Annotated in this window: 24 protein-coding genes and 2 pseudogenes; 20 read left to right on the forward strand and 6 right to left on the reverse strand. The window is 54.0% G+C overall.

Going from position 1 to position 26,053, the window contains the following annotated elements; all coding sequences use genetic code 11:
* On the forward strand, positions 1-204 hold a 204-nt coding region (locus PGX04_RS05450), incomplete at its 5' end, for a hypothetical protein (protein ID WP_273737573.1).
* A gap of 445 nt (positions 205-649) precedes the next feature.
* Here PGX04_RS05450 and PGX04_RS05455 read toward each other — a convergent pair.
* Positions 650-1,468 (reverse strand): IS5 family transposase, encoded by an 819-nt coding sequence (locus tag PGX04_RS05455; protein WP_273737574.1) that lies wholly within the window; start codon positions 1,466-1,468, stop codon positions 650-652.
* A gap of 1,638 nt (positions 1,469-3,106) precedes the next feature.
* Between PGX04_RS05455 and PGX04_RS05460 the strand changes: the two genes are divergently transcribed.
* Complete coding sequence (locus PGX04_RS05460) at positions 3,107-3,499, forward strand: cupin domain-containing protein (RefSeq protein ID WP_273737575.1); 393 nt, start codon at positions 3,107-3,109, stop codon at positions 3,497-3,499.
* A 99-nt stretch (positions 3,500-3,598) separates the two neighbouring features.
* On the opposite strand, the gene PGX04_RS05465 is transcribed toward PGX04_RS05460, so the two are convergent.
* The gene (locus PGX04_RS05465; RefSeq protein WP_273737576.1) at positions 3,599-3,967 is read right to left on the reverse strand and encodes an iron chaperone; all 369 of its coding nucleotides are present in this window, start codon (positions 3,965-3,967) and stop codon (positions 3,599-3,601) included.
* Between the two features lie 110 nt (positions 3,968-4,077).
* On the opposite strand from PGX04_RS05465, the gene PGX04_RS34435 reads away from it, so the two are divergent.
* The 4 genes from PGX04_RS34435 (at position 4,078) to PGX04_RS34440 (ending at position 6,138) form a co-directional block, all read left to right on the forward strand.
* Positions 4,078-4,290 (forward strand): DoxX family protein, encoded by a 213-nt coding sequence (locus tag PGX04_RS34435; protein WP_377042273.1) that lies wholly within the window; start codon positions 4,078-4,080, stop codon positions 4,288-4,290.
* Positions 4,291-4,703: 413 nt separating this feature from the next.
* Positions 4,704-4,844, forward strand: coding sequence for a hypothetical protein (locus PGX04_RS05475; RefSeq protein ID WP_273737578.1), 141 nt, complete (start codon positions 4,704-4,706; stop codon positions 4,842-4,844).
* Between the two features lie 126 nt (positions 4,845-4,970).
* On the forward strand, positions 4,971-5,276 hold the full coding sequence (locus PGX04_RS05480; RefSeq protein ID WP_273737579.1) for a dihydrofolate reductase family protein: 306 nt from the start codon (positions 4,971-4,973) through the stop codon (positions 5,274-5,276).
* A 388-nt stretch (positions 5,277-5,664) separates the two neighbouring features.
* Positions 5,665-6,138: a DUF3995 domain-containing protein gene (locus PGX04_RS34440; RefSeq protein WP_377042271.1), complete on the forward strand. Its 474-nt coding sequence runs from the start codon at positions 5,665-5,667 to the stop codon at positions 6,136-6,138.
* Between the two features lie 322 nt (positions 6,139-6,460).
* Here PGX04_RS34440 and PGX04_RS05485 read toward each other — a convergent pair whose 3' ends face one another.
* Positions 6,461-7,603 carry a tyrosine-type recombinase/integrase gene (locus tag PGX04_RS05485; RefSeq protein ID WP_273737580.1) on the reverse strand — a complete coding sequence of 381 codons (1,143 nt, stop codon included), beginning with the start codon at positions 7,601-7,603 and terminating at the stop codon, positions 6,461-6,463.
* Between the two features lie 607 nt (positions 7,604-8,210).
* On the opposite strand from PGX04_RS05485, the gene PGX04_RS05490 reads away from it, so the two are divergent.
* The 11 genes and pseudogenes from PGX04_RS05490 (at position 8,211) to PGX04_RS05540 (ending at position 18,738) form a co-directional block, all read left to right on the forward strand.
* Positions 8,211-8,363 carry a hypothetical protein gene (locus PGX04_RS05490; protein WP_273737581.1) on the forward strand — a complete coding sequence of 51 codons (153 nt, stop codon included), beginning with the start codon at positions 8,211-8,213 and terminating at the stop codon, positions 8,361-8,363.
* 320 nt (positions 8,364-8,683) lie between these two features.
* Complete coding sequence (locus tag PGX04_RS05495) at positions 8,684-9,568, forward strand: NmrA/HSCARG family protein (protein WP_273737582.1); 885 nt, start codon at positions 8,684-8,686, stop codon at positions 9,566-9,568.
* Positions 9,565-10,014, forward strand: coding sequence for a luciferase domain-containing protein (locus PGX04_RS05500; RefSeq protein WP_273737583.1), 450 nt, complete (start codon positions 9,565-9,567; stop codon positions 10,012-10,014). The genes PGX04_RS05495 and PGX04_RS05500 overlap by 4 nt, the downstream gene beginning before the upstream one ends.
* A 584-nt stretch (positions 10,015-10,598) precedes the next feature.
* Positions 10,599-11,225, forward strand: a complete 627-nt coding sequence (locus tag PGX04_RS05505) for a helix-turn-helix domain-containing protein (RefSeq protein WP_273737584.1) — start codon at positions 10,599-10,601, stop codon at positions 11,223-11,225.
* Between the two features lie 233 nt (positions 11,226-11,458).
* Positions 11,459-11,788 carry an antibiotic biosynthesis monooxygenase family protein gene (locus tag PGX04_RS05510; protein ID WP_273737585.1) on the forward strand — a complete coding sequence of 110 codons (330 nt, stop codon included), beginning with the start codon at positions 11,459-11,461 and terminating at the stop codon, positions 11,786-11,788.
* 1,109 nt (positions 11,789-12,897) lie between these two features.
* Positions 12,898-13,524 carry a helix-turn-helix domain-containing protein gene (locus tag PGX04_RS05515; protein ID WP_273737586.1) on the forward strand — a complete coding sequence of 209 codons (627 nt, stop codon included), beginning with the start codon at positions 12,898-12,900 and terminating at the stop codon, positions 13,522-13,524.
* Positions 13,525-13,751: 227 nt separating this feature from the next.
* Positions 13,752-15,050 (forward strand): IS4 family transposase, encoded by a 1,299-nt coding sequence (locus PGX04_RS05520; RefSeq protein ID WP_273737587.1) that lies wholly within the window; start codon positions 13,752-13,754, stop codon positions 15,048-15,050.
* Between the two features lie 261 nt (positions 15,051-15,311).
* Positions 15,312-15,695: a VOC family protein gene (locus tag PGX04_RS05525; RefSeq protein ID WP_273737588.1), complete on the forward strand. Its 384-nt coding sequence runs from the start codon at positions 15,312-15,314 to the stop codon at positions 15,693-15,695.
* A gap of 93 nt (positions 15,696-15,788) precedes the next feature.
* Positions 15,789-15,967 (forward strand): annotated as a pseudogene (locus PGX04_RS05530) (NADH-quinone oxidoreductase subunit H); the annotation flags it as partial.
* 159 nt (positions 15,968-16,126) lie between these two features.
* Positions 16,127-18,121, forward strand: coding sequence for a transposase (locus PGX04_RS05535; protein WP_273737589.1), 1,995 nt, complete (start codon positions 16,127-16,129; stop codon positions 18,119-18,121).
* Between the two features lie 224 nt (positions 18,122-18,345).
* Positions 18,346-18,738 (forward strand): hypothetical protein, encoded by a 393-nt coding sequence (locus tag PGX04_RS05540; RefSeq protein ID WP_273737590.1) that lies wholly within the window; start codon positions 18,346-18,348, stop codon positions 18,736-18,738.
* A 254-nt stretch (positions 18,739-18,992) separates the two neighbouring features.
* On the opposite strand, the gene PGX04_RS05545 is transcribed toward PGX04_RS05540, so the two are convergent.
* Positions 18,993-19,793, reverse strand: coding sequence for an IclR family transcriptional regulator (locus PGX04_RS05545; protein ID WP_273737591.1), 801 nt, complete (start codon positions 19,791-19,793; stop codon positions 18,993-18,995).
* Positions 19,794-20,908: 1,115 nt separating this feature from the next.
* Between PGX04_RS05545 and PGX04_RS05550 the strand changes: the two genes are divergently transcribed.
* From PGX04_RS05550 to PGX04_RS05560, 3 genes and pseudogenes are all read left to right on the forward strand, one after another.
* Complete coding sequence (locus tag PGX04_RS05550) at positions 20,909-22,675, forward strand: hypothetical protein (protein ID WP_273737592.1); 1,767 nt, start codon at positions 20,909-20,911, stop codon at positions 22,673-22,675.
* 57 nt (positions 22,676-22,732) lie between these two features.
* Positions 22,733-23,302 carry a plastocyanin/azurin family copper-binding protein gene (locus tag PGX04_RS05555; RefSeq protein ID WP_273737593.1) on the forward strand — a complete coding sequence of 190 codons (570 nt, stop codon included), beginning with the start codon at positions 22,733-22,735 and terminating at the stop codon, positions 23,300-23,302.
* 121 nt (positions 23,303-23,423) lie between these two features.
* A pseudogene (locus tag PGX04_RS05560) lies at positions 23,424-24,422 on the forward strand (IS630 family transposase).
* Here the strand turns inward: PGX04_RS05560 and PGX04_RS05565 are convergent.
* Together PGX04_RS05565 and PGX04_RS05570 are read right to left on the reverse strand one after the other, a co-directional pair.
* Positions 24,419-25,195, reverse strand: coding sequence for an MBL fold metallo-hydrolase (locus tag PGX04_RS05565; protein WP_273737594.1), 777 nt, complete (start codon positions 25,193-25,195; stop codon positions 24,419-24,421). The pseudogene PGX04_RS05560 and the gene PGX04_RS05565 sit on opposite strands and share 4 nt — an antisense overlap.
* Before the next feature lie 75 nt (positions 25,196-25,270).
* Positions 25,271-26,038: a helix-turn-helix domain-containing protein gene (locus PGX04_RS05570; RefSeq protein ID WP_273737595.1), complete on the reverse strand. Its 768-nt coding sequence runs from the start codon at positions 26,036-26,038 to the stop codon at positions 25,271-25,273.
* Between the last annotated feature and the right edge of the window lie 15 nt (positions 26,039-26,053).

Genomic DNA, 26,053 nt, shown 5'->3' on the forward strand with positions numbered 1-26,053 from the left:
CCAACCCCTGTTGTCCTGATTCACGCACAGGGGCTTCAAAGCAGGATTTTCATAGAGTCATTGTATGACATACTCCACAAGTTAGCCCCTCTGTTGTGGAAACGTTTCCACCTCTGCTTCGGCTTGGAAAATTGGCGCACCTGCGCCAGGTTTCCACTATTCTCCGTATTCGACTGGATAGACGTATCTACAACTGTGCTTTAGGGACTCGAGGGGAGGTTCGAACGGATAGGATGGGGGTCCTCGAGCGAGATCTGTTGTATTGAAAGGGTCGGTGGCCAACGGCAGGGGGGCGACAACGCGTCGGGTTACCGTTGAGTGTGATGGATCCCCTGCCGTGTTACCATTCATGATTCTCACAGGTGATAAAGTTACACCCTAACGAGCCAGGTGTAGGCAGAACGGGGGTTGCTCGAGTCGTCGATAGCATTGAAAATGCCTTGTTGAACGCAAGACTGCGTCGGGGTGGTGTCGATCACTCACGGTTTTACGACCTCAGAGACCGGTTCTTGGAGTCAGAAGATGCAGTAGCTGTCGCTAGCGGTGTTCCCCGAAGGGTCAGGATTATGGTATCTTGCACCATTGTTCCAGTGACGACGGCGATGCCTCTCCCAGATACGTCCAGAGAAGAGGGAGCAGGCGGCGAGCCCTAACTCGCCGCCTGCGTTAGGTTATGCACGATGCACTTGCGAGTCAGCTCCCGGAACTGGCCATGCCAGCTCCGGGAGCGAAGCTTCTCGCCGTCGTCTTCCTTCAACTGCGAGAAGCCTGTTTCACTCATCCAGCGTTGATTGTAGTCATCATCGTTCATCCGGGCGTTGTGCGCCTTCTGCAACGGTGTCTGCTCTCTGTGCTTGATCACCGGTCGCGTTGACTCGAAGCGACACTCCTCACGGAAGTCGCTCCACGAGTAGTTTGCGTCAGCGGATAATACACGCAGGTCTTCCGCGTTCCGGCGGAAGACCTGCATCCCGATATGGCCGTCCCACGACTTCTGCGTCGTGTAGTGAACGTCCTTGATTGCCAGCGAGTTCACGTCGATCAAGATCGTTGTCTTCATCGATTGGAACGAGTAGTTCGCGCGGTCGCGGTAGTGGTAGCTGGTTTGATCGCGCTGGAAGCCACTCGCGTCAATCGCGCCTTCATCACTCCAGCCCGCCTGCTCCGCCGAAGCGCGGAGCAGGCGGCAGAGTTCACGCATCCGGTACTCTTGTTCCCACCGGCAGAACGAACTGTAGTGCGGTGCCTTGTCGAGGCCAAACGTGGCGAGGACACCGGGCATCTCGTTGAGGTAGTCCTCGGTCTCACGGAGGCTTTTCTCTAGTTCGACGCGGAAGAGAATCAACGCGATCTGTACCCACTCGGCGTACCCGTCCGCGCCGTCCGGCGCGGCGGGTACGTCCGGATCATCAACATGCTGTTTAGCAAGATTTCGACACATCCACGCTAGCCGTCTGAGCGATGCCATATCGCCAGACGGCGTTCATTTCCCGGTTAATCTGGCGGAATATCACGGTGAGAGCGTCAGAGATTGTTGTCATTCGGCGGCAAAACAAGGCAATTGAAAAGCTACGTCGGGAAGTGGTAACCGAGGTAGCTTAAGCCGTTCTCGGCAGAGGGCATGTTGGATGACGACGCGATCCCCCTGCATGCAGACTAGATTACTGTATTACAATAAGTCCTCTCAAAGAAGATAGTGCTCGAGCGGGATCTGTTGTATCGAAAGGGTAGGGGTGGGTGGGGTGACGGCAGGGTGTATGGGATAACGCGTCGGGGCAGACAACCCGTCGGGCGCATATGCCATTCGGTGCAATGAGTGCCCTGCCGTATTACCGCCCTTGTCCCCATGGGTAATAAAATTGCACTATAATGAGTCAGGTGTAGGCAGAACGAGTTACTCGAGTCGTCGATAGGACTGAGAAGCTACGTCGTGGAAGAGTGACCGACGTAGCTAAATCCCAGGGCAGGGGGTTGGGTTGGATGTCGACGTGTTCCCCTGCATGCAGACTATATTACTGAGTTACAATAAGCCCCCTCAAAGAAGGTAGCGCTCGAGAGGGATATATTGTATTGAAAGGGTAGGTGGGGTGGGTGACGGCAAGGGGCGACAACACGTCGGGAAGACAACTCGTCGGGCGCATACGCCATTTGGTGCGATGAGTCCCTTGCCGTATTACCGTCCATTTCCCCCATAGGTAATAAAGTTGCACTATAACGAGCCAGGTGTAGGCAGAACGGGGGTTACTCGACCTGTCGATCACACTGAAAAGCTACGTCGGGAAGTGGTGACCGTCGTAGCTAAATCCTCTGAGGCAGGGAGTTCAATGGTGATGTCCACGCATTCCCTGCATATAGACCAGGTTGCTATATCACAATAAATCCTTAGGGTGAGTGTCGCGCTCGAGTGGTGGGTGCTACGGTTCGGGAGTCCTTCTCTTATATCGAATCGCGGTACCAGACTGTCCCTGATTTTCACAAATCGCATCGGGAATAGTATTAAATTTATCTAATCTACCATATAGACAGAGAGGTTTTGACGGTCCTCAAGAGAAACTCTACTTACGCATCATTGACTCAATGTCATTACTACACAGTGAGTAAGTTGCTGGTTGCATAGGTTCACTGCATATGTATCGAAACGATGTATGCAACAGGGGCCTCTGCCTCTGACGAGTATATCTTTCAACAGGAATGCCAAAAGCACACCGAAATTGGATTTTCTCTTTAAGTGATTCTCGCTTCGAGGAGCGAACCGATGTTTCGGACGTCACTGTCCCCGGACATTCCTATCGGCTGGCATGGGTGAACGGGGTATCCGGATCAGTCACTGCGTCCTCAACGACCATGCATTTCCTCAGCGTGTGTCAGGAAGCTACTTAAAGAGTGAGACGCGGTCGCCAATCGAGCGACTGTGGTGTCCACGTTAGTGTAGAGCACATCTCGGCATCGAGTGCGATATCCGTCCTCAGTAAATTGACAACCAGAACGGTCCGAACAGTGGGTGGCTGCCAGGGATTTGACCTCTTCGCTCCCTCGTGAGTGCTTCACTTTCGGAGTCCCTGGGGTAGCTATTTGAAGTCAGCCGGGCAACACGAGAGTGATTACAATGTCCGAAAACTACGGATTCGTCGACGTTGAGGCGGCCGAGCACGAACCGAACCCGGACCCGACGTCGGGCATGGCGTTCGGCAAACTGACCGAGACGCTCGAGTGCGAGGAGATGCGCCTCAACACCTGTACCATTCCGCCCGGCGACGCGGGACCGTATCACAAACACGAGTCCCAGGAGGAAGTGTACATCCTGCTCGACGGCCCCGGGCACGTGAACGTCGACGGCGACCTCGTTGAGGTGCCCGAGAGCGGCATCGTTCGACTGCCGGCGGACACCCCCCGAAAATTCGTCAACGAGACCGACGAGGAACAGCGCTGGCTGATGGTCGGTGCACCGCCCGTCGGCACGGTCGACGACATGGGCGAGTTCGTGATGGTCGAGGAGTAGTTACAGGTCCGTCTATCGGAACGAAGGAGACAGCGGGGAGTACCGGTGCCCGGGCGGCTGGTTCGATGCCCCTCGTTGTAACGTTCCGTTCGGGCTATTCTAGTCCGGATCCCCCACGTTCTCTTCGACCCTGTACTCCGTTATCTCTCTCACCAAGTCGAACGGAAGGGGTTCATCGAGTGGAAATTTCACGGAGCCCTTCCCTCTCTCATACGTCGACAGTTCTTCTTCGAAAGCTGTCATTCCGGATGGTGTTGGATAAAAGCCGATGTGTTCGTCGAACGCCGCGAAATGCACTACTATCCCTTCTTGTTCGAACGTGGGAATCTGATAACTGATGGTCTCTTCGGCGTTCGGAGCGGCTTCACGTATCGTCCGTCTGAGTTCCTCCAACGTTTCCTGAATCTCTGCTGGGAACGTTTTGATGTATTCGTCGATGGTTTCGAACTCGTCGTCGGAGGAACTCATATTGTTCTTCGAGAAACTTGAACGGAAAACGAGATAACACTTGGGGTGGCCCACTGACAGTTGAATTCCGTTCTATGGCCGAGGTAGACGTGAAGGAATCATGGCTGCCCATGCTAGGCTCCCTGAAAGCAGCGGGCGCGCTCGGACTGCTGATCGGAATCGTCGTACCAGTGCCATCGGTCGCGACGGCCGCCGCAGCCGGCCTCGTTGTGTACTTCGTCGGTGCCGCCATTGTCCACATACGCGCTGGCGATTACTTGGGTGGGCATCACGTGCTCCTTTTGCTAGCCGTGGCCACCCTAGTGTTGGACCTGGCCTCGTGAACTGCCCCGGGAGAGGTCGTCGAATCCGATTCGGCGATCCACCTCCGGTTCCGTGTCAGCTCGCATGGGGGCGAACCATGAGGAAACTCGTCGTCGAAATCAAGGTCACACTCGATGGAGTCTTCGATAAGCAGGCGGAGTGGCAAATGCAGTTCTGGAATAGGCGCTGACTCTTCCCGGACGGTACCTCTAGAGCGTACAGCCGAGTTTTTCGTTTACTGCTGCTAAACCGAGTCTTGCACCCATAGCAGCAAACGTCTCGCCGTGCGAACTTTCCCTCCATTCTGGCTCTGTTGAAACCCTCAAAGTGTTACAGATTCGGCCAGTAGATTGACCGAGAAGATGGCTTATGGCGGACTGGTAGTGGATAACCTATATACCGCCAGAACGCTTCCTTTACAGGGGTTGAAAAGATGAAGACCCAATACTACACAGCAACGAGCGTCGACGGTTACCTCGCCGATGAGGATAACTCACTCGACTGGCTCTTCCAGTTCGGCGAGATTGAGGAGATCGAGGGTGTGAAGGACGACTACCCGCAGTTCATAGACTAGATTGGTGCCGTAACCATGGGATCGACGACCTACGAGTGGATCATCGAGCATGAAAACCTACTGGAGGACCCTGAAAAGTGGCCGTATGAGGTTCCAGTGTAGGTGTTTAGCAGTCGGAAATTGCCGATGGTTGATGGTGCGAACATTCGCTTCGTGCAGGGGGATGTTGTACCTATCCATGGGGATATGGTGAAGGCCGCAGACGGCAAGAACGTCTGGCTTGTCGGTGGTGGTGACCTCGTCGGCCAATTCCATGATCACGGTTTACTCGACGAGCTGATTCTCAGCGTTGCTCCCGTCACGCTCGCTTCGGGCGCACCACTCTTGCCGCGCAAGATCCCCACCCCGCCCCTGAAACTGACTAACGTGAAAAAATATGGCGATGTTTTCGCGGTTCTAACCTATGAGGTGCAACAGGCCCGTGAGGGCTAATCAATCGAACTCCTTTTCCTCTATCTACCAAACGGCTGTCCCCAACAGGTCATGTCTGACCAATAGAATTTCAACAGAGCCTCCATTCTACGTCGTCTGTATTGACTACTGTCGGAGTATTGATCGGTCTCTCCGCTATGAATTGGGATGGATCACTATTATCATGGTACCGGGGCGATGAGCGCGGCCATGTAACGGAAATCTGCGACACCAATGTGACTCCCGAACAAAATCGTACCGCGAGCGAGATGAGAGTTCGTCGCGTTCGCTGGCCTTCCACGGCGATTCGTGACGACACCATCGAGAATCTCAGCCTTGGACGGAATGACGAGGGCAAGATATGGCATGAGGCCAGTAGTACTTTCGTAAGCCACGTCAGAGCACACTCATGCCCAAATCACCTCCGTTCACTGGCCACTCGTCGCCAGCAGTCTGGCCTGGCTACGCGGCAGGCGCGTGGGCGCTTCTCTTCACCCTTCCACACGTGTACTGGGCGCTCGGCGGCACTGTCGGGCTTGCAGGTCGCTCGATGACTGGGACGTTGTTGCTGGTGAATCTCGTTGCCATACCGTTGCTCCTCGTCGCTGCGGGTGGCGCCCTCGGAACCGTCCAATCGTGGGGCCAGATGATTCCCTGCTGGGTGTTGCTTCCCACCGTCTGGGGCACAAGCGTGGTGCTGAGTGTGCGGGGAATCGGCGGTCTCGTCCAACGCAGTTTTTCGGGCGAACTCATTAGAAATCAACCTCTACTCAGTCTGTTTGCTGACCCGTGGTTCGTGTTTGGAGGCGTGCTTTTCGGTGTGGCAGCGTGGGCCTACACCCGGAAGTCGCGTGACGAATCTAAGCTGAAGTCCGGCAGGTAGACCTCTCATGCGAGACGGACAGCAAAACCAATCTCACTACCCTAAGTTTCGGAGGAAACTATGCATGACAAATCTAGCTAGCCGACTTCTGTCTAGTAGGGGTTGCTTTGCGTTAGGGGCCAGAATCAGATAGGCAGATTGGCTCTGGTGAATCACTGGACGGTGGTGGCCTTCGGTAGAAAATACATCGTTCAAGACAGGACTATGAACGGTTTTGATTACAACTCCTCTGTTACAATGTATCGAGATGAGCGGCCCGCTATTTCCTTATCACTCAATGTACTGCGGCTGGAGTGATCAGGAAACTATTCGATAGGATAGACTACTCCCGTACCTCATCGATACTGTCGGACACGTCCTTCATTTGAAGGTCCGTGTACGACTCGTGAGTGGTTTCGATCGATTTGTGACGTAACGCCTCCTGAGCCTTTTCAGACATGCCGTTGGCGTACAAGTCGCGCCCAAGCGCCCGTCGTGCGCCGTGCAGTGTGAGATAATCGTAGTCGCCGTCAGGATCGATGTTCGCCTCTTCCGTGAGTCGTTTCAACAACCGGCGAACGCCCTCTTTCGAGATCGACGGCGGTGGTACCTCGTGTTCCCAGTGTAGCCGCTCGAGGACCGTAGTCTTTCCCTCGTCACCCCGAGACTCGAGTGCGGAAGATACCCGTTCGTCGCCGAGTATCGCCTCGAGTGCGTCCTTTTTCGATCCGTAGTGGCCGGTCGGGAACACGGGCCACTCGTCGGTCGGCGGCTCGAGGTAGTCGTACCAGCGCTCGAGGACGCTATGAACGCTTTCGGGAAACGGTGCGTCTTCGTACTCGCGAGACTTTCCGTACACTTCGATGAGCCGCTTTTCGAAATCGACGTCCGACCAGCAGAGCCCGGGCCGTTTTTCGTCTTTCGGATCGGCGAACAGTTCGGCCCCACGAGCGCCGGTCTCGCCGAGCATCACCACGATCGCCCGGTCGCGCATCGCCGTCTTTGTGTCGGTGCGGATGGTCCCCTCGAGCGCCATGTCGACGCGCTTGGTCGCGTAGGCTTCGAGTTGCTTTCGGTCGTCCTTGCTCCAGTACTGTGTCTTTCGCTTCCCGTCGTCTTGGGGGAGCGGGTCCATCGCCGTATTCGTGTTCGCTGGATTCGTCTCGAGGTACTGTTCGCGGACACACCACGAAAGGAACGCCCGGACGTAGGCGAAGTACGTCTGTGCCGTCGACGCCGCGAGTTCCTCGTCGATCTTGGACCGGTCGTACAGGGACTCGCTGTAGTCGCGGAGATCCTGGTCGGTCAGCTCGCTCACGCGATCGACGCCGCGTTCGTCTTGGCAGTGGTCGGCGAACGCAACCAGCGGTGAGCGCATGGTCGTCTCCGAGCCGTCGGCTTTGATCTTGTACTTCAGGTAGTCTTCGACCGCCTCTTGGACGGTCGTTCCCTCGGAGTTACGGCCTCTTTTGCTGGGAGGAGACATTCGTATGTGGGGTACAGTATCGACCCTCGTAAAGTCCCTTGGTTAAACTGGTCTTTAATCAAGTAACATGAATAGGGTCTAATTCGCTTGTTTTTGGTATGCTCGAGTGGTCTACGGTACAGCACCACATTCTATAAACCGTATAACGCTGTAGAGACTGCAGCCGGTTCCTCAACACCCGACTCGAGTAGTGAGTCATCTGAAAACGATAGTCTCAAGCACACCGGCGGCCTGTGCGGCCTCAATTCGGTCGTCGTGCGAGCTCCGAATGCGGTGGCCGGAGGGACGCTGGCATTTCGACCGACCCCCGTACCACAATCCGGGCATTCGACCTCGCGAGTCGCTTCGTCGCGTTCGTCGTATGCGCAGTCAATCCGGCCGATGGATCGGAACTCAAGCCCTGCCGGGAACTGTCTTGGTTCGCAACGATCGACAACTGGCAGACGGCGATCCGGGAGTTGAACGGCGCGATGGAGAGCGGTCACCTATACCGTGTGAGGTCCAAGGTGAGAACAAATGAGTAACGTTACAATCTGAGGTCGGCTAGATCGATTCGTCATGCACGGACACCTGCGAAATTTAGCCCAGAATTATTTCAGGATTAGACATGCATGAGAAATCCATCTACCTGACTTCAGATAACCTCGAACGCAACCCCAACGTCGCCCAGATCGGCATGCTCGATGCCGCCGACGTGACCCTGATCTCTCTGGGATCACGTTCTGTGAGCGGCGGCTTTCTCTGCGTCATAAATAGATAATTTCAGTCTATCTGTAATCGCCATCAATATATTAAAGGTATTAGGCGTGTAGAACCACCCTGACGTCGCCCTGAAGAACTTACAATCAGGCCGAATACAGCCAGTTCCAAGCGATTATTCGACCACCTCGTTGTCTCCAGAAACGAAGAGATCGTGAATCCAGTGTTCGGCGTCGTGTGCGCTGGGCATATTCCGCTATCTTTGATCCCTAGGTATATCCAGGTCACAATGAACATGTTCTCACTAATCACCAAGTTGAATCTCCTCGTAGTATAGATCATGATGATCCAGCAGTTGAACAGAGATACGGATGATTCTCTATGAGTCAGCTCAGCGTTTTAGTCGTCGGAGCGACTGGACACCAGGGTGGGGCAGTTGCTGATCACCTGTTATTCAGCGAGTACTGTGACTTTGACGTTCACGCGCTGACTCGTAGTCCTGAGAGCGACCGTGCGCAAGCGCTCGCCGACCAGGGAGCGACAGTCGTCAAAGGAAATCTCATTGACAAAGACGATCTCAATCGAGCAATCAAAGCTGTCGACGCGGTGTACTGCGTCACGACTGGAGGGAACGGTGGGGCTGACGCCGAGGTCGAACAAGGAACGAATATTGCCGAGGTTGCGGCTGACGCTGGTGTCACACACATCGTGTTCAGCTCTGCCCGGGGGGCCGAGCGTAACACCGGAATTCCTCACTTCGAGGCGAAATATGCGGTCGAACAGCGCATTCGTGATCTCGAGCTTCCCGCAACGATCATCCGGCCGGTGGCCTTCATGCAGAACTACGAATACCAGCGCGAGGCAATCCTGAACGGCACCCTCGCATCTCCCCTGGATGAAGGTGTATCACTGCAATTGGTCGATACCGAAGACATTGGTACACTCGCCGCAGCTGCGTTCGCGAAACCCGAGGAATATATCGGTGAGACCATCGAACTGGCTGGTGATGAACATACGCTTGAAGACGCCGCCGAGATCTTTACCACCGTGACCGGGACCGATGTCGAAGCACAGCACGTTCCAATTGAGGTCGCGCGTGAAGAGATCGGAGAGAGTTTGACCATGATGTTTGAGTGGCTCAACGACCACGGATTCGACAACAACACCGAGACACTGGAACGCGACTATGACATCGATCTCACCCGACTCGAAACGTATCTCCATCAACATGGGTGGGCCAGTGAACGAAACCAGACAAACAAATGACTCCCGTAAATAATCAAAAGGTCACTGAGTACGCAGAACAGGTCATCGAAACGGTATCGTCGTGGCCGGAAATCACGACAGGAAACGGGCGGTTCAATTCAACAACCTTCCAAATAGAAGGTAGAGACATCGGGCACGTCCATTCATGGGGACCGGTGGATATCGGGTATCCGCAACCCCTCCGCAATCAGTTGGTCGCCGAGAAGCACACGGAAAAACACCATGTAGTGCCGGATTCAAACGCGACCACATTCCACATCGAAGCAGCAGACGATGTCGAGCAGGCAATCGTCCTGCTCCGACTCTCGTATCTCTACCAGATATTGGTGCTCCAGAAACGTGGCGACGGTGACGCCGAACTCACTGCTATCGACGTGAACGACGAGCTTGCAGGCATGGAAATGAGTGAGGATATCCGAACGATTTTCGAGGACATCCGCAGCTGATAACGACAGAGAGAATGCAGATATCCATGCATGACCAACACAAAGAGCACACTTCCAACCGAGGATTATGATCTTCTCTCAGGCTGGACGACTCTCTCAACCTGAAAATTTTCACGAGTCAGGTATATGTAGGTGTCATTTCCACTATTCGGTTACGACTTACATTCGACCACGTTGTATTAGCGAATGGGCGTGGAAACCTGGTAGTTGACTCGGTGCTTGCCACGACGAGAGTCGAAAATGGGCCTGACTGAGTCCGATAGAGCAAGGTGGTTTCGGGAGATTCAAAGACGCCCTTGAGTCAGGGATAATTGGATGGATACCCCCATCGATCGTCAGGTCGCATGAAGCGTAGACCGGTACTCGGTGCTGTCAGTATTGGCATCCTGCCGGCCACGGGTTGTATATCGCAAGCAATTCCGTATAACAATCCATCGAACAAACCCAAAAACAGAAGTATGACGGACTCCCCCACCGAACGACACAACTTCTAGGACCGAAATGAATGGAACTGAACGCGTGTCGTCGCACCTGAACAGGTTCAGTAGCACTTGTTTAAATCATCGGCTCGTAGGATTCCACATATGCCTAGCGCTCAGCTCAAATTCAAACTCCCAGATGGGCCGGCAACCCTCTCAACGGAGCGCCCGGACGACGACTTTCGGGTCCTTGCTACCCGTGCAACGGCGACGAGTCTGCGGGTGGTCCTCGAAGTCCGAACGTCAGATCCGACAGCTATCGTTCGCCACCTCGACGATGCGTCCTGGTTACCCGCCTACGAGATCCTTCACACCGACGAGCGAACGATGCTCATCGAATACTCTCTTCAGTCCCATCCGTCGCTGCACCGTGCAATCCTCGCCTCTGGCCACCTCCTTCAATTTCCCCTTGACTTCCAAGATGGCTGGCTCGTTAGCGAACTGATAACGTCACACGAGCGGCTGTCACGGCTCAAGGACGCATTCGAAAGTGAGGGCATCGCGTATCAGCTGGACTCGGTCAGGCAGTCGACAGACCCAATCAGTTTGTTGACGGAGCAGCAACACCGGTTCGTTACCGAGGCGGTTGAACGAGGTTACTACGATACGCCACGCGAGTGCACCCTCACCGAACTCGCAACCGAACTCGACGTCAGCAAGTCGGGAGCGAGCGGGATACTCCACCGGGCCGAAGGGCGAATCATCAAGCACTTTCTTGGCGTGTCGGTCTGAGCCCCGCGTGTTGGGTGGAGACGGCCGGAAGGCGCATCGATCGGCCACCATTTGACACCGGTGTGGCCTTCAGATGAGGGACAGCGGTCCGACACCGCTTTTGCACATGTTCACATCAACGGCTACGTCATTTGCGTCCGTATACTCTATCTGATGTCAAGTACTGTGACGCCCCAAACGGTTTCCGAGTACAGTCCTAGCCGACAGGCGGAACTACTGCGGTGGAGGAACGAATGACTCAATCCGAATCCCACGTCTTTCGAGTCGACAAATTCGCCGTCCCCGACGAGGCGCGCGATGAGTTCCTCCGTCAACTTCTGAGTAAGGAGGACACGATCAGAGCCCAACCAGGATTCGTTCAGACTTTCGTGCTCGAACAATCCAGTGGTCCCGGCGAGTTCAACTTCGTGACTATCGTCGAATGGGAGAACCAGGACGACTTCGAAAACGCTCGGGAGACGATCGGAGCCCTGCACGAGCGCCGCAATTTCGACCCTCAAGAGCTGTTCTCTAGGCTCGGAATTGAGGCGGACATCGCGACATATACTCAGATCGACGAGTAGCGGAATCTGCTCGCTTTCGTAGCACTCCTTCTGTGGTTCAGCGGCGGCACTCTCTCTGTTTATGCCCTGTAGATATGTATGAACAGTGTCTTATTTGGTATACAAACTCCAAAAATCTCCATCTGGCGAATTCTTGCTCCCCTTCGGGGACGTTCACGACGCGCCCCGATGGGTCAACGTGGTCACATGCAGCGAACACGTGGAATGTTGCTCCAGCCTATGTTGAAGGGCTGATCCGTCCAGGCAGTCACAAAATCTTCGAGGAATCAGCAAACGGCTTGCAATCAACGAACACCGTGTTAGACGCTTCATTAGCGAAAGTCCATGGAAACACGAGACTATCCAGAATTATCTCAACCAGCAGATCCCAGAGACGATCGCATTGTCAGTGGCGATGCTGATCGTCGACGATGTTGACATCCTCAAATAAGGTCATCAGAGTGTGGGTGTCAAGTGTCAGTACGCCGGATCAATTGGGAAGATCGCTTCTTGTCAGGTCGGTGTTGACCTCGTGGCGGCAGTTCCGGGCGTGGTCCGTCAAGTATCGATTGATAGGCGCATCGTTCTATGTGCTGAAGAAGCAAACCACTATCTGGCAGAAATGGTGTGCAAGACTTAGAGGATGTATCGTTTGTTTCACGCTGAAACAGGTAAACTATCCACTCAGTAGATCTGCGTATTGACCACAGAGGATGTTGTCAGATGTAGAGGGTGTTCGTCAGGACGTTTTGAAGAGAACGTGAGGATTCAACAAGGCCTAGTATTTGATTTACCACGATCTGTGACATGCGATTACTGGAGAGAAGAAGCGTCGTATTCCGCAATTTCGGTCGAACCGGAGGAGGGACACTTCCAGTCGGTAGGCTCGAGTATTGTCCCTCAATCTCGGCATTCGTAAACTACGCCGTCGTCGTTAGCCCCCCACCGCCGAACCGCGGTGGTGAGTGACATTGTTCAGGTTTCAAACCACAGTGGCTGAAGTCGGCTAGGCAGGATTCATCATACACAGACATTCACGAAATTTAGCTTGACGCCCAAATTTCGCCGTAGACTGTGAATGAGAAATCTTACCTGCTAGCTTTTCAGTTCAACTATTGTACAGAGGATATATGCCCAGTGCTCGATTCAAGTTCGAACTTCCTGGGGGCAGCCCGGTCGCACTCTCGACCAACTATCCTGACGGAGAATTCCTAATTCAGGCCGCCTTCCCCACAGAAGATGGTCTCCTCGTGGTCTTTGAAGCGCGGATCCCGGACAATTCGGCGGTCATTCACTACTTCAATGAATCCCCGTTCTCCTATGACGTACTTCACACTGACGAACAGACCGTTGTGGTCCAGTATTTACTTCCGTTCGTTCCGTCGCCACTTCGCGCAGTGTTGGCCTCCGGGAATCTGGTACGATTCCCGCTCACTCTTCACAATGAGTGGATGATCGCTGACCTGACCACCTCACACGAACGGCTGTCGCAGCTCAAAGCCGAGTTCGAGGACGCTGACCTTACGTATGAGATCCTATCAGTTACACAATCGACCGCGCCGACCGATTTGTTAACCGACCGCCAACATCGACTCATGACCGAAGCCATCCAGCGCGGGTACTACGACAGTCCACGCCGATGTTCGCTCACCGACCTTGCGGCCACGCTCGATGTTGGTAAATCGACGGCGAGCAGGGTGCTCCACAACGCCGAAGAGACGGTCATCAAGGAGTTTTTCGCAGAGCCGATTGAGTAGACTGATAGTTGTACAGGGACGAACCACAGGTCACAACAACGGACGCCGAGCTGTGGGTACACTGTTCATTCCTCCCAAAGCGACCGGCTCGGAACACGAGATTCTTCGCTCGTAGCTTCTGTGACTGGCTGTTGGATGGAACATCATCTGTGTTCGGTTAAGAATCGAAACCGATAGACGGTGCTGTCTTGATGAGGTTATCTTCAGGAACCGCGTAGAGAGAGGTTGTGCTAGAAGAACTCTCTCCAACACTCATACGACGCCGGTTGACTTCCCTCTTTCCAGCAGCGCTTATCGAAGACATCGCGCTCGCGCGCGATGTCGTCCAACGCCACCGGACAATCGACATCACGATGCTCGTCTGGACGCTTCTCATGGGCTTCGCCGTCGACGGCGAAGCCCGGACTATCGCCGGGTTTCAGCGTGCCTACTCCGCAGCCACTAACCAGACTGTTGCTCGCTCCAGCTTTTACGACCGGTTCACACCAGCACTTGCCGCATTGCTGAGCGACCTCCTCGAGCACGCTCTCGAGGAGGTCGCGGTTCCTCACACAATCGCTCCACAGTTCGAGTTGTTCCGTGAGGTGCTGATCGCCGATGCAACCGTCTTCAGGCTGCATCGGCTCCTGAGCGAGTTTCCAGCGACTCACTCAGATCAGTCCGGTGCAAAGCTGCACCTCGTGCATAACGCCACGACACAGACGATCGAACAGTTCCACCTCACCGACGAATGCACCCACGAGAGCAGCCAGCTCCGCACGGGGAGCTGGCTGCGAGGCCGGCTGGTGCTGTTCGATCTTGGATTCTACAGTTTCCGTCGGTTCACGTTGATTGAGGAAAATGGCGGGTTCTTTCTGACACGGCTGAAGTCGAACGCGAATCCGGTGATCGTCGGGAAACGGCGGAAATGGCGCGGGCGCGCCATTTCCTTGCCAGGCCGTCGCCTCCAGGACGTTCTGGGCGACCTCACACGCGAGATCGTGGACGTGACTGTGGAGATCACGTTCAAACGACGGGCATACGCTGGAAAACAGTCAACCGACACGATGGAGTTTCGCGTCGTCGGTGTCCACAACGAGGACACCGACGACTATCATCTGTACGTCACGAACCTACCCGATGAGTTCACTCCAAGGCAGGTTGCGGCGCTATACGGATTGCGGTGGGAGGTAGAGTTGCTGTTCCGGGAGTTGAAATCACTGTACGGGCTAGAAAAGTTCCAGACAAGTGATCCAGTAATCGTGGAACTGCTGGTTGTGGCGGCTCTGCTGACGCTTGTGGTCAGCAGAGCCTTGCTCGGTGTGTTTCAAGAGCTGTTTCCTGAGACGGTGTTCCCTCGGGAACGCTGGGCGAGGACCTTCCGGTCTCTCGCCCAGCTCATTCTCGAAGATTTGGGCCAGTCATTCGGACATCCACCGCCGAACCTGCCGGAGTTGATGTTTCGTGACGCACGCCAACCAGAGAAATCACGCCTCTTACTCAGTGAACGAGTAGCTGAAGCCTTCACGAGGCGATCCAGTGCTTAACCGAACACCAATGGATGGAACATGTTGCAATGAACATCCATAGCCTATGCTCCCGTACTTGGATGTATGGTTCCGAGTCTAGAGCCAATTGAGAAGCCCAATGGAGACAAAATGCAGTCCACCTACAGGATGACACGACAGCAGCTCGGCAAGGTGATGACCCCGATAAATGTCGCGATCGCGCGTATACCGGGGTCTATGGAACTTGACCGCAAGTTCAATGAATTCCGTGCGAACTGCACAGGACCGAGGTAAACATGGATGGTTAAGTACACAAGGTACACGACCCTGTTCGTGTCGGACCAGGATCGCGCGCTCAATTTCTACAAAAAGCTAGGCCTGGAGAAGCGCGACGATGTGAACGGACCCTTTGGGCGCTGGCTGACCGTTGCCTCCCCAGGCGACCGGCATGAGATCCTGCTCTGGCCCGGCACGCCACAGAAGCCTGAATCCGCGATCAAGGAATTCCTTCCCGGACTCGTCTTTCTCGAATACGACGACCTTCGCAAGGACGTCGAGCGTATGCGATCCGAGGGGGTCAAGTTCGACGACGAAGTGCCAGTCGAGTACGAGTTTGGCCTGCGCGCCGAGACATCCGACCCGGATGGCAACCACATCGCACTGCGACAGGACCGTAACAAGTAGTGCGCCACCCTGCCTGGACCGCCCGATCAGAGGTTGTTGGGCATCGAAGTTCCGCGACGCCTACGAGGGGGTTCCCACAGCCTGTGGCTGCCAGGGTTGATCTGGTTTCTGAACAAGATCTGGACCGTCTTCCGATTCACCCAGTGGGCACGCTCTGCACTGCCTCGTGTCCACAATAACATCTTATCGAAATCGGCTGGACAAGAATGCTCGTAATGAACTTCGCTAACTTACTGCTCACCGCTGTCATTGTGGGAGTGATGTCGACATGAGCGGACCGCTCACATCGATGGTGACGACGATGCGACCACAATCGAGTCACCGAGAGAATCTATGAGATAGCTCTCACCGCATCACAAGACGTGATTGACCAGGCGACACTGCCTACCGTCTGCTTGACGGGTTCGTGGTGATGGTGATGCACACATGCCATGGATACTAACACACAGTCGGACGCGGATTCACCCGATACGAACACACGTATCGACGCGAAGTCATCGGCCGCAGACCGAGCAGGCGACACCGCGAACACAGTTACACCGATTCTCGCTGACAGTACCACCGATCACCACGGACGGTCGCACATTTTCGACAGCGAATTCGAAGGGGTAGATGACGATCTCGATGGATTCGTCGCAGATGTCACCACCATCGAGCAATCGCAGTGCGAGCGTTGTGAGGACTACGCGGACATCGAAGCGTTGATCCATGACCTGCCGATTGACCATCTCACGTTCGCTGCACACGATTCGTTAGCGCCGTACTCGGGGCCGTATCCGATGACGCTACTGGTGCGGGTGTTCATCATCGAGAAGATCAACGGCTGGGACGAAACCGCCCTCCACGACCACCTCCGAGCAAACCCATCGCTCCTCCACATGCTTGGGTTTGAGACGCTTCCGAACCAATCGACGTTCTGGCGCGCGTGGAACCACCGCTTTAGCGAGGCTCTACGTGACGCCGTACAGGAGTGTGCTGAGGCGATTGTGAAAGCCGCACGCGCCTGCGATGTTCCCCTCCCCGAGCGAGTCAGCACCAGCGAGGCGAGCGATCCAGACTCCGCTGACTGTCCAGAACGCCAACTGCTCGCACAGAAAACCGACGAGATGTGGCAACAGGCCAAACCGTTCGTCACCGATGCGTTTGCGCTCACCCGTGGCCAGAACTGGCAGATTCACGAGAACGCCTTCTGGGAGCAACACGCCTACATGGGGATGCGCGAAGACATGTACGCTCGGAGCGGCCCGGCCTCGTTCTCGCTCGATACGACCCGGGAGCGCATCCCGACCGGATCGACCCACCGCTATCAGATCAGCAAGCTCTCGGTCGCGGAGATTCGCTCGATGCTGCGGAACACAACACGGATGTTGATCGCTTGCGCCCGCCAGAACGGTGAACTCGATGGGCCGGTCTTTGCGGCCATCGACGTGACCAAGGGCTTCCCGTTCACCGGCGACGTAGAGGACCACGAGGACGACATCCTCGGGTACAAGGACGGCAACGAGTACTACCAATGGGCGGTGCTCAAAATCGTCGGGATGGACGTCCCGCTCGTGCTCGACGCGATCCCGCGCGTGCGCGGGCAGTCGAAAGACGAGATCGTCGAGGAACTGCTGACGCACGCGACCGAGATGGTCGACATCGATCTCGTGATGATGGACCGCGAGTTCGATAGCGAGTCGGTGAAGGACACCTGCGAGAAGCACGGCGTTCACTACCTCAACCCGACGCGGATCTTCGAGCGCAGCGACGAGACTGAGACCATCGCGTGGATGTACCGCAACGGCAAACGCTTCCACGTCACCGAAGAGGAGACCGACGACAGCACGCCCACGCGCAAGCAGCTCTATCTGCCGAAGCAGTCGAACACGGACGACGATGATGACGACGAGAGTCTCTCGGAAGCGTGGACGGAGATGTGCGGCGAGTGGGACTTCGCTGACGAGGACACCAAGCCGAGCGAGGGGCTGTCGTTCTCACGACTCATCGCGGATATCCAGCGCGAGGAAGCCGTCGAAGAGCGCAAACAAAAAGCACAGAACGGAGAGGTGGACACTGCTGAAACGATCGTGTTCGAGACCAACCATCCGTACGTGACCGCCAATGACGCCGACGGAGAACAGATGGACGCGAAGACATTCATCCACATGATCGAGCGGATGATTCGGTGGTATCGTCACAGATGGGGTATCGAGAACGGCTTCAAGAAGCAAAAGCACTTCATGGTCCGAACGACCTCGACTGAGCGCAACTACCGCTTTTTCAACTTCGCGTTCGCGTGCGTGCTGTATAACGTCTGGCGGCTGGTGGATCTGCTGGTGAAGCTCGCCATCGATGGCGAGCACAGGTCGTACTCACCGCGCGTCGACGCGAACCAGTTCCTGACCGTCGCCAAGCAGTGCTACGGTCTCGATCCGCCTGACTGACGCCGATACTCTTCCGTGTTCGCCCGACTCGTGAGCGGTAGTACTGTTCAGCCGTCGTTTATTTCGAAGTCTGATCGGGTGATTCCGGGATGTTGACCCGAGATTGATCTGGGGTTGTTTATCGCGCTCAGAAAATGGCCGAAATGAACATCCGATCCGTGCATTGATCGGCTACCTAGCCGACATCAGTTACAATCGAACTCGAACTACTCGGCAACGCCACGGTGGTCCAAACCGACGGCGAGCCTCCGATGGTCGCCCCTCAGACCGTGACACTCCCGGCCCCGTCGAAGAGTGATCATGTAGCCGTACTTCGGGCCGACCCCGACGTGTCGTTCATCCACGTGTTCCCGCAAGACGACGACTCCAAGGAGATTGACAGTGGCCTCGTTACCACTGTCACTGTCGACGGCAAGTCTCGTAGCGAGTGCTGGGTGTCCGCGTCGGCGCTCGAAAATGCCGACCGGCTTTCGATCGATACCCAAAGCGGCCAAGATCTCGAGGCCGTGTCGATCGACGTAGAATACCGTGGTGGAAAGCACGACTCCAGAAACGTGTTCGCGAGTGGAAACAGAACCGGCGGGCGAATAAGGCGCTTGCTCACCGGTAGTTCGTAGTCTCTCCTACACCGTATCCCGCTGCGAAGGCGCATCCTCAATCTCAAGCCCGTGACTCGCGGCGATCTCGCCGGCCAGAGCCCACCTCAAGCCGCCCGTTCAGGTTGGACGTCCATTCATCCGCGTGGTATTCGACGAGCGCCTCAACGACGAGCAAGTCCTCTTGAGATGAATTCGTACATAGTACTACCCATATTATGTCTACTGTGGACCACCTCAACCAAGCAATACGGAAAAACTCTTGGAGGTCATACCTACTCGATACGGCCGAGAATCTCTTCTTCAAGGTCGGAGACAACATCGCGAAGTAACTCTGGCAAATCTTCATGTAGACGATCATCACTAATTTGATATGTTGGGCCAAATACATTGAACCCGCCAATAACATGGTCATTTGGTTTGACTGTCATTCCCACCTCTCGAAGACCGTTTTCCCATTCTTCATCCGTCGTCGCGAATCCTTGCTCCCTAATTATATCTATTTCCTCCAATAATTCATCCACTGACGTAATTGTATTTTTAGCTTGCTGTAAGAGTCCGTACTTCGATGCGATATTGCGGATTTCATCATTGGACTTCTCCCCAAGAAGAGCCTTACCAACAGCATTTGTATGCATCAACGCTTTGCTCCCCGCATAATCAATAATCTCCGACTCATTTTTCTCTGTTAGTTCATAAAATAGAGAGGGATTGTAATCTGTAGACACAATATATCCCATAACCAATCCATTACACTCAATTCCGAACTCGACCTGTTCGGGGATGTTTTGCCGCAACCAGTCTGACTTTTCTTTAATAGGGTGGTAATACTGTACGGATTTCTTCACATATTCACCTAGATGAAAGAGTTCGAACCCTAGTTCATATTGTCCCCCCCATTCCATCAGATACCCTTTCTCAAGCAAGACATTGAGATGCTTATACACTGTGCTCTCTGCCATCCCCAGTTCCTCACGTATCTCGGAAGCGGATGCCCCATTGAGTTGTTTCACGATTTCGATAATCTCCAATGATCTCAGAGTGGTTTTGACAATCTCGTTATTCCTTTCTCCCATGCACCGAAGGAGGTAATCAATATATATAAAAATTGGCTATAGTCCAATAACATTTTCTACAGGACGGCGCAAATGACCAATCACGTTTCACAGTCACTGGATCAACCAAACACTGTCCTACGTGCACGTCACTGACAGAAAAAGGAGCCTCATTTGACACATATACTTGAAAAACGATAGGATGGTCCGTGTGTTTGGCCGGTCGCTAAAATTATGTATTTCTAGTCCAGCCCGTCATTTTTTAACTCCTCTTATCAGGTGTGCTATGCTTACCCATTAAGTGAGGTATACTGATAGGTACAACTCTTAATAATTAGAGTTCTCGCAATAATCATCAGATATGCTGCTCGCAATACTCTATGCCGAACTTTCAAGAAAATTCTTCGGTTAATTGGAATGTAATATTGGGCGAATCAGTATTACATATATAAATGAAAGGAATGATATTCGGCGAACAAATCATATTACTTATTTAAATATTTGTATTACTCATCTTCTAAAGTCATAATCAAGCGGGTCAGAGAACTCCATATATTGTGGAGAAGTATACGATTGTCCACGTTGGTAGGACTCGATGAGTACCCGTCCAAGGTTCGATCAGATTAAAAAGTCGCTGATTGAGTCAAGGTACCATTCATCACGATTTCACGATCCAAGGAACGCCACTCCACAACGACTCCACAATATAGGGAGCATTCACACAGTGCAATTACACTCATATGGGTGTAATGTGCTTCGAGAAGTCCATATATAGTGGAGGAAATATAGTAATGATATTGATAACAATCCGATTTTTGGTCTCGCGTTCTGATGGAAATCAGTTATGGGATTACTGTAGGCACAGCATGTCATAGAATACGTCTCACACCCTCTACCTGACGATTATACAGCTCTCAATTCGCGTATGAGCCTGTAGTTTCGCCGGTTATTGGTTTTGTTCAAGATTAATACCGCGAATAATTACTGTTGAGAACTATTGTATGACACGCTCGTAGGCATCAAAGGTTGACGAGATACTCTCCCTCTCTGACTTCGTAATTCCGACTCAAATCATTACCAATCCTTACACAAATCCTAAATGTTTTATAGGGACGTCTCATTGTAGCGGATGTACCATGACAAAAGATAGCCCACCTCATGAATGGCTAGCTACAGCTAAACGACGCCGGTTCTTGCAAACCCTCGGTGTCGGAACAGCAGTGAGTTTAGCAGGTTGCGGACAGCTGTCCGGCAGCGACGAACCAGAGGCAGGAACGGAGACGCCGGAATCGCAACCCGATGAAGTCGGTGAACTAACATACATGGCACCGAGGGAAGCCGAAGATTACCATACAATTGTTGAGGAAAGAAAGATGGCAGCACTCGAACAGGTGCTTGCAGCTGACAAGGTCGGACCACTAGTCACTGAGGCCGTTTCGAGTAGTGCCTATCACCGAATTTTTCAGGACTACGATTACATTGAGATACTAGCACCCCATGACATGACCGTCTCGGGGACATACCAAGACGCCACTCAGGAGATTGAATTCAGTGATATCAAGCAGATCACAGCACTGGTTGACCGTGAGAATGATCAACTGGTAAAACTCAATACCCAGACCCGTGAGTCCCACATCTTAGAACGGTCCAACGAGGGGTTGAACATGAACACGGTGAATGCAGCACTTGACAATTCGCGGGTTGCGAACGCATTAGAGGGGAAAGACTGGTACATAGTCGCAGCAGATTATTCAATTATCACGGCCTACAGTGAGGAGTACCCAATCGGTGAGGTTACGCCAGTGATTTTCAACTGGAACGATCAGAACACCGAACGTGTTGCAATCGCGCCAGCCGTCACCACCGAGACAACTGGTTCAGAGGCAGACGGGAACGAAGTTCTTGATATATACGAGCCGACACAAGAGTCGCCGGATCCGTTACGAGATATCGTTGACGAAGTGAGTGAGAATGATCCAGGAGATTACCGGGAAAGCGCTATTGACGCTCCTGGGAAAATGGACGACACCGATTGGGAGATCCGGCGGCCAGATCAGACCATCGAGCAAAACAACTGGGAAGTCACCTGGGAGAATACGCTCCACGATGCTTGTGGAATGACTGCGAGCTACAAGGGTAAACCGGTACTCGGCGGCGAGTCGAAGGTCCCATATATGCTAAGTGACTACGAACCGTTCGGTATGGGGAGTCCGGGGGTTCCATCGGGAAGACGTAACTTCCACTTCTGGGATACGCTTGGCTTGACGGGTCCCGGCATTATCGAGAAACACGAACTGAGCGATGGGTTCCGCCTTCGTGGGACCTACCACACCGGATCGCTTAATCACTGGGAATGGCGGTTTGGACAGAACTTCGCGCCGTACCGTTACATCATTGACTGGAACTTCCACGAAGACGGTACAATTGACATCACCTCTCGTCATCCGACGACCGGATTCCGTACAACTAATGGATATCCGAAATATACGTTCCATTTAGCCGTCGAACCTGCTTTCGATTCAGCGACGGTGAGCGTGAATGACGGGAGTGAGTGGAACCAGGCGTCCACGGAAACGCGAGTGGACAACAGCGACATGGAGAGTCTTCGGGTTGAGAACGCCGACGGTCCGGAGCAACTTGTTGTCACTCGTCCTGGGGACAATAATTACGCACTCCAGTACGATCCTGAACTCATTGAGTACGACCAGTCGATGGAGGGTATCGCCGACGAGATGATAAATGATAAGCAGTATCTCGATCCGGACAACTATCTCCGAGACAGATCGATCGATAACGAGCGCGTCTATTTACGAATGTACAAACACCGTGATACCGGAGAAGGGACTCACGCAACGACTGATCCGTTTGCGTTCCGGTATACGATACAGACAAAAAACTACTGACTAGTTCCATCACTAAGAACATTGAACAAAAGGGAACTATTACATATAGAGAGTACTATGCAAAAAAACAGACGGAAAACGCTGAAACAGATTGCAGTCGTAGCGACCACCCTCGGAGTCGCCGGGTGCAGTAATTCCGCAGACAGTGGTACAGCTGAGTCAGAAAACGGTACAGCTGAGCCGGGGAATTCTGGCTCAACTAATCAGGAAGAAAGCGACTACACCGTCGGAATGTATACTGATCTGTACAACGATCCAGTTGGATTGCACATCCAACCCGGTGAGACTGTCTCCTTCAAACTGGTGAGTGGAGCTCATTCTGCCACTGCTTATCACCCAGATAACGAGAATGCGCTCCGCCGCCGCATTCCAGAAGGTGCCGAAGCATGGGATACAGGTGTATTCGGAGATACTGGTACCACCCGTGAAGTGACCTTCGAAACCGAAGGCACCCACGACTACTATTGCATCCCACACAAGATGGTGGGCATGGTCGGTCGGATCGTGGTCGGTGAACCTGGTGGACCTGCTGAGGAATCAGAGAATCCAGACATGAAACTCCCTGATTCTCAGCGAATCGTTGATGAGGATAAGGTCACCTGGGAGGACTGGCAGTCAAACGTATAGAACCTACTTCCACATCCATGAGGAATCGGCACCGCCTAGTTAGCGCGGTTTGAGAAGGACTCAGATCGCAGAGCTATAGTAACCGTTAGAAATTTCCGCCCACGGAATATTGCGTATACTAATGGACCATCTCGACGAATCTCTGTCGAAGAACTTCAAGATGTTCTCGACAACGTCGAGGGAAACAAGCCGACACAGCGGTTATTAGCAGCAATTGCGTACAAAAACGGTGTGACACAGACCGAACTAGCAGAGTGGCACGACACTGGCCGACGAACAATCTACAGTTGGCTCAAGCGACTCGACACTGACGAGTCGCTTGAGCAGGCCGTTACTGATGCTCACCGATCTGGGAGAAAACGAAAACTCTCGGAAAAAGAGCAACAAGAATTCGAAGAAACTGTCCACAAATCTCCTGCAGAAGTTGGGATCGACGCGCCGGCGTGGACGCCGGCGCTCGTCCAGCAGTATCTGAAGAAGACGTACGATGTCGAGTACTCAATCCCGAGCTGCCGGCGGTTGCTCAAAGAAGCGGGATTGACCTATCAAAAACACGCCGTACAGCCGCTGAAGCAGATACTGAGGAGGAAGAAACGTTCCGCGAGGAACTCAAAAAAAGCGGCAGGAGATGGACGCCACAGTAGTCTGTATCGATCAAACCAAGAAATCTGTGCAAGTTGAGCCACGTGCCGCGTGGTTTCCGCGCGGCACGCGGCCGTCTGTCGAATTGTCTGGACAACGCGACTGGACGTGTTTGTTGGGCGCGATCACCGCCCTCGGTGATCGCTTTTTCACCCGGTTCGAAGAGTACGTCACCGCCGAACACGCAAAACATTTCATTCTCGCGTTATGCAAAGAGTTCGAAGATGATTTGATTATCGTGCTAGATGGTGCGCCGTACTTCCAAGCGTCGGCCGTCACGGACCTAGCGGTCCGCGACGACCTCGCCTTTGTCACGTTACCGGCGTACTCTCCTGAACTCAATCCAGTCGAGGAGTGCTGGAGACAACTCCAAGCGGATCTTAGCAATCGGTTCTTTGATTCACTTACTGAACTCACAATAGCAATCAACACCGCTCTTGACCAACTCTCTATTCCGAGAGTGAGCAATTACTTCTAATGTCTACTATAGTTTTCCAGAGTGATTTGCTCTCCGTCTTCAGGAACGTGAACATCCTCTGTCCCCGCCCGCAGTTCCTCACGAGTGAGCAAGCAGTGGTTGATCGCTTCCATATGAACGACAACGACCATAGCATTAGTCGTATCACGGACAGCGTTGATGTCTTCGACGCCCATTGTGATGGGTTCGCCCTGGTCGAACTGCGCTTCGCCGCCGTTGAGAACGACCATATCCGGCTCGAATTGGTTGAGCGTCTCTTCGACCGGCTCGTACCAGATCGTGTCGCCGGCGACGTACACCGACTCATCGCCCTCGAACACGAATCCCGAGACAGGGCCCATTCCCTCGGCTAACTCACCGTGGCCGTGGCGACCGGGTGTCCGATGAATGGTGACGCCCTCGAACGAGGTTTCGTCGTCGATAGGCCGGACGTCAGAAAAGCCCTCGTCGGTGAAGGCCTCGGACTCCTCGGGCTGACAGAACAGCGGCACGTCGGCGTCGAGTTCCTCTCTGGCCGCCTCGTCCCAGTGGTCGGGGTGTCGGTGCGTGACAACCACAGCGTCGTAGGTGAGGTCAACGTCAGGCAGCAGAACAAGCGGATTCCGATCCTGATTCGCCGTGGTGAGGAACTCCGGAACTGCCGGGTTGTCTGTCACCGTCGGCATCTCGCTCTGCGGCGTGAACATCGGATCCACGAGGAACGTCGTGTCACCGACGTCTAGGAGGATAGTCGCGTTGCGAATCAGCTGAACACTAGCACTAGTCGTTGCCATACCAGGGCCTACGAGATTCTTCGGGATGGGATTTACTTCGACATATTCCAACCGTTGAGGAGTTCGGCGTGCCGTCTACTGGATGAACTCAATGTCCTCAGGATCGAGATCCACGTCTAAGTCAACCTCGAGCGAATCGGCGGCGAACTGTTGTGCCAGCCACGCCTCTGCTCGGTTGAGACGGTACTGGAACGTCGACCGTGACACACCAACGTCTTCGGCGATTTCTGCGACCGATTGCTGCCGTGGCTCTTCGTAGTACCCACGTTCGATTGCAGCCTCGAGTGCTGACTTCTGTTCGGGTGTGAGAGTTTGCTGGACGCGACCGTCGTCGACCAAGCACGGCGGCGTACCGAGTCGTTCAACAGTAAGCGACAGCCCCTCTCGCAGGTTCGCTCGGACTTCCTCGTGAATCTCTGATACTGGCCCGTCGATCAGCATCCGCCACCGGTATTGGTCACCACGCCGTTCCGTACGCATTATCAATCCCTCGCCGATGTGCTTCGCCGCGACCAAGGGAATCGACCGTGGACCATCACCTTCCCGGCGAAGCCAATGAATCTTCCGTGATTCCGCATTCGACGAGAGGATCGTGTATTCGTATTCAGTCACGGGAGCTCCACACATTCCGGTTGTGCTCGGAGTATCAGCGACGCGTTCCAGCGCGTCGTCGAACTCGTCGAGAACAGCAGCGGGGCCGACGACCTTCTCAATCCCCCACACTGCGTCGCTGGTCGCATTGATCTCCATCGACCGAGCGTACAAGTCCGGATTGTCGATGAAGAGATCCATCACCTCGTCAACACCCTTGTCGTACTCGATGGTAAAGACAAATTCGCGCATGTACTACACATTCTC

It is taken from the genome of Natrinema soli, assembly GCF_028618695.1.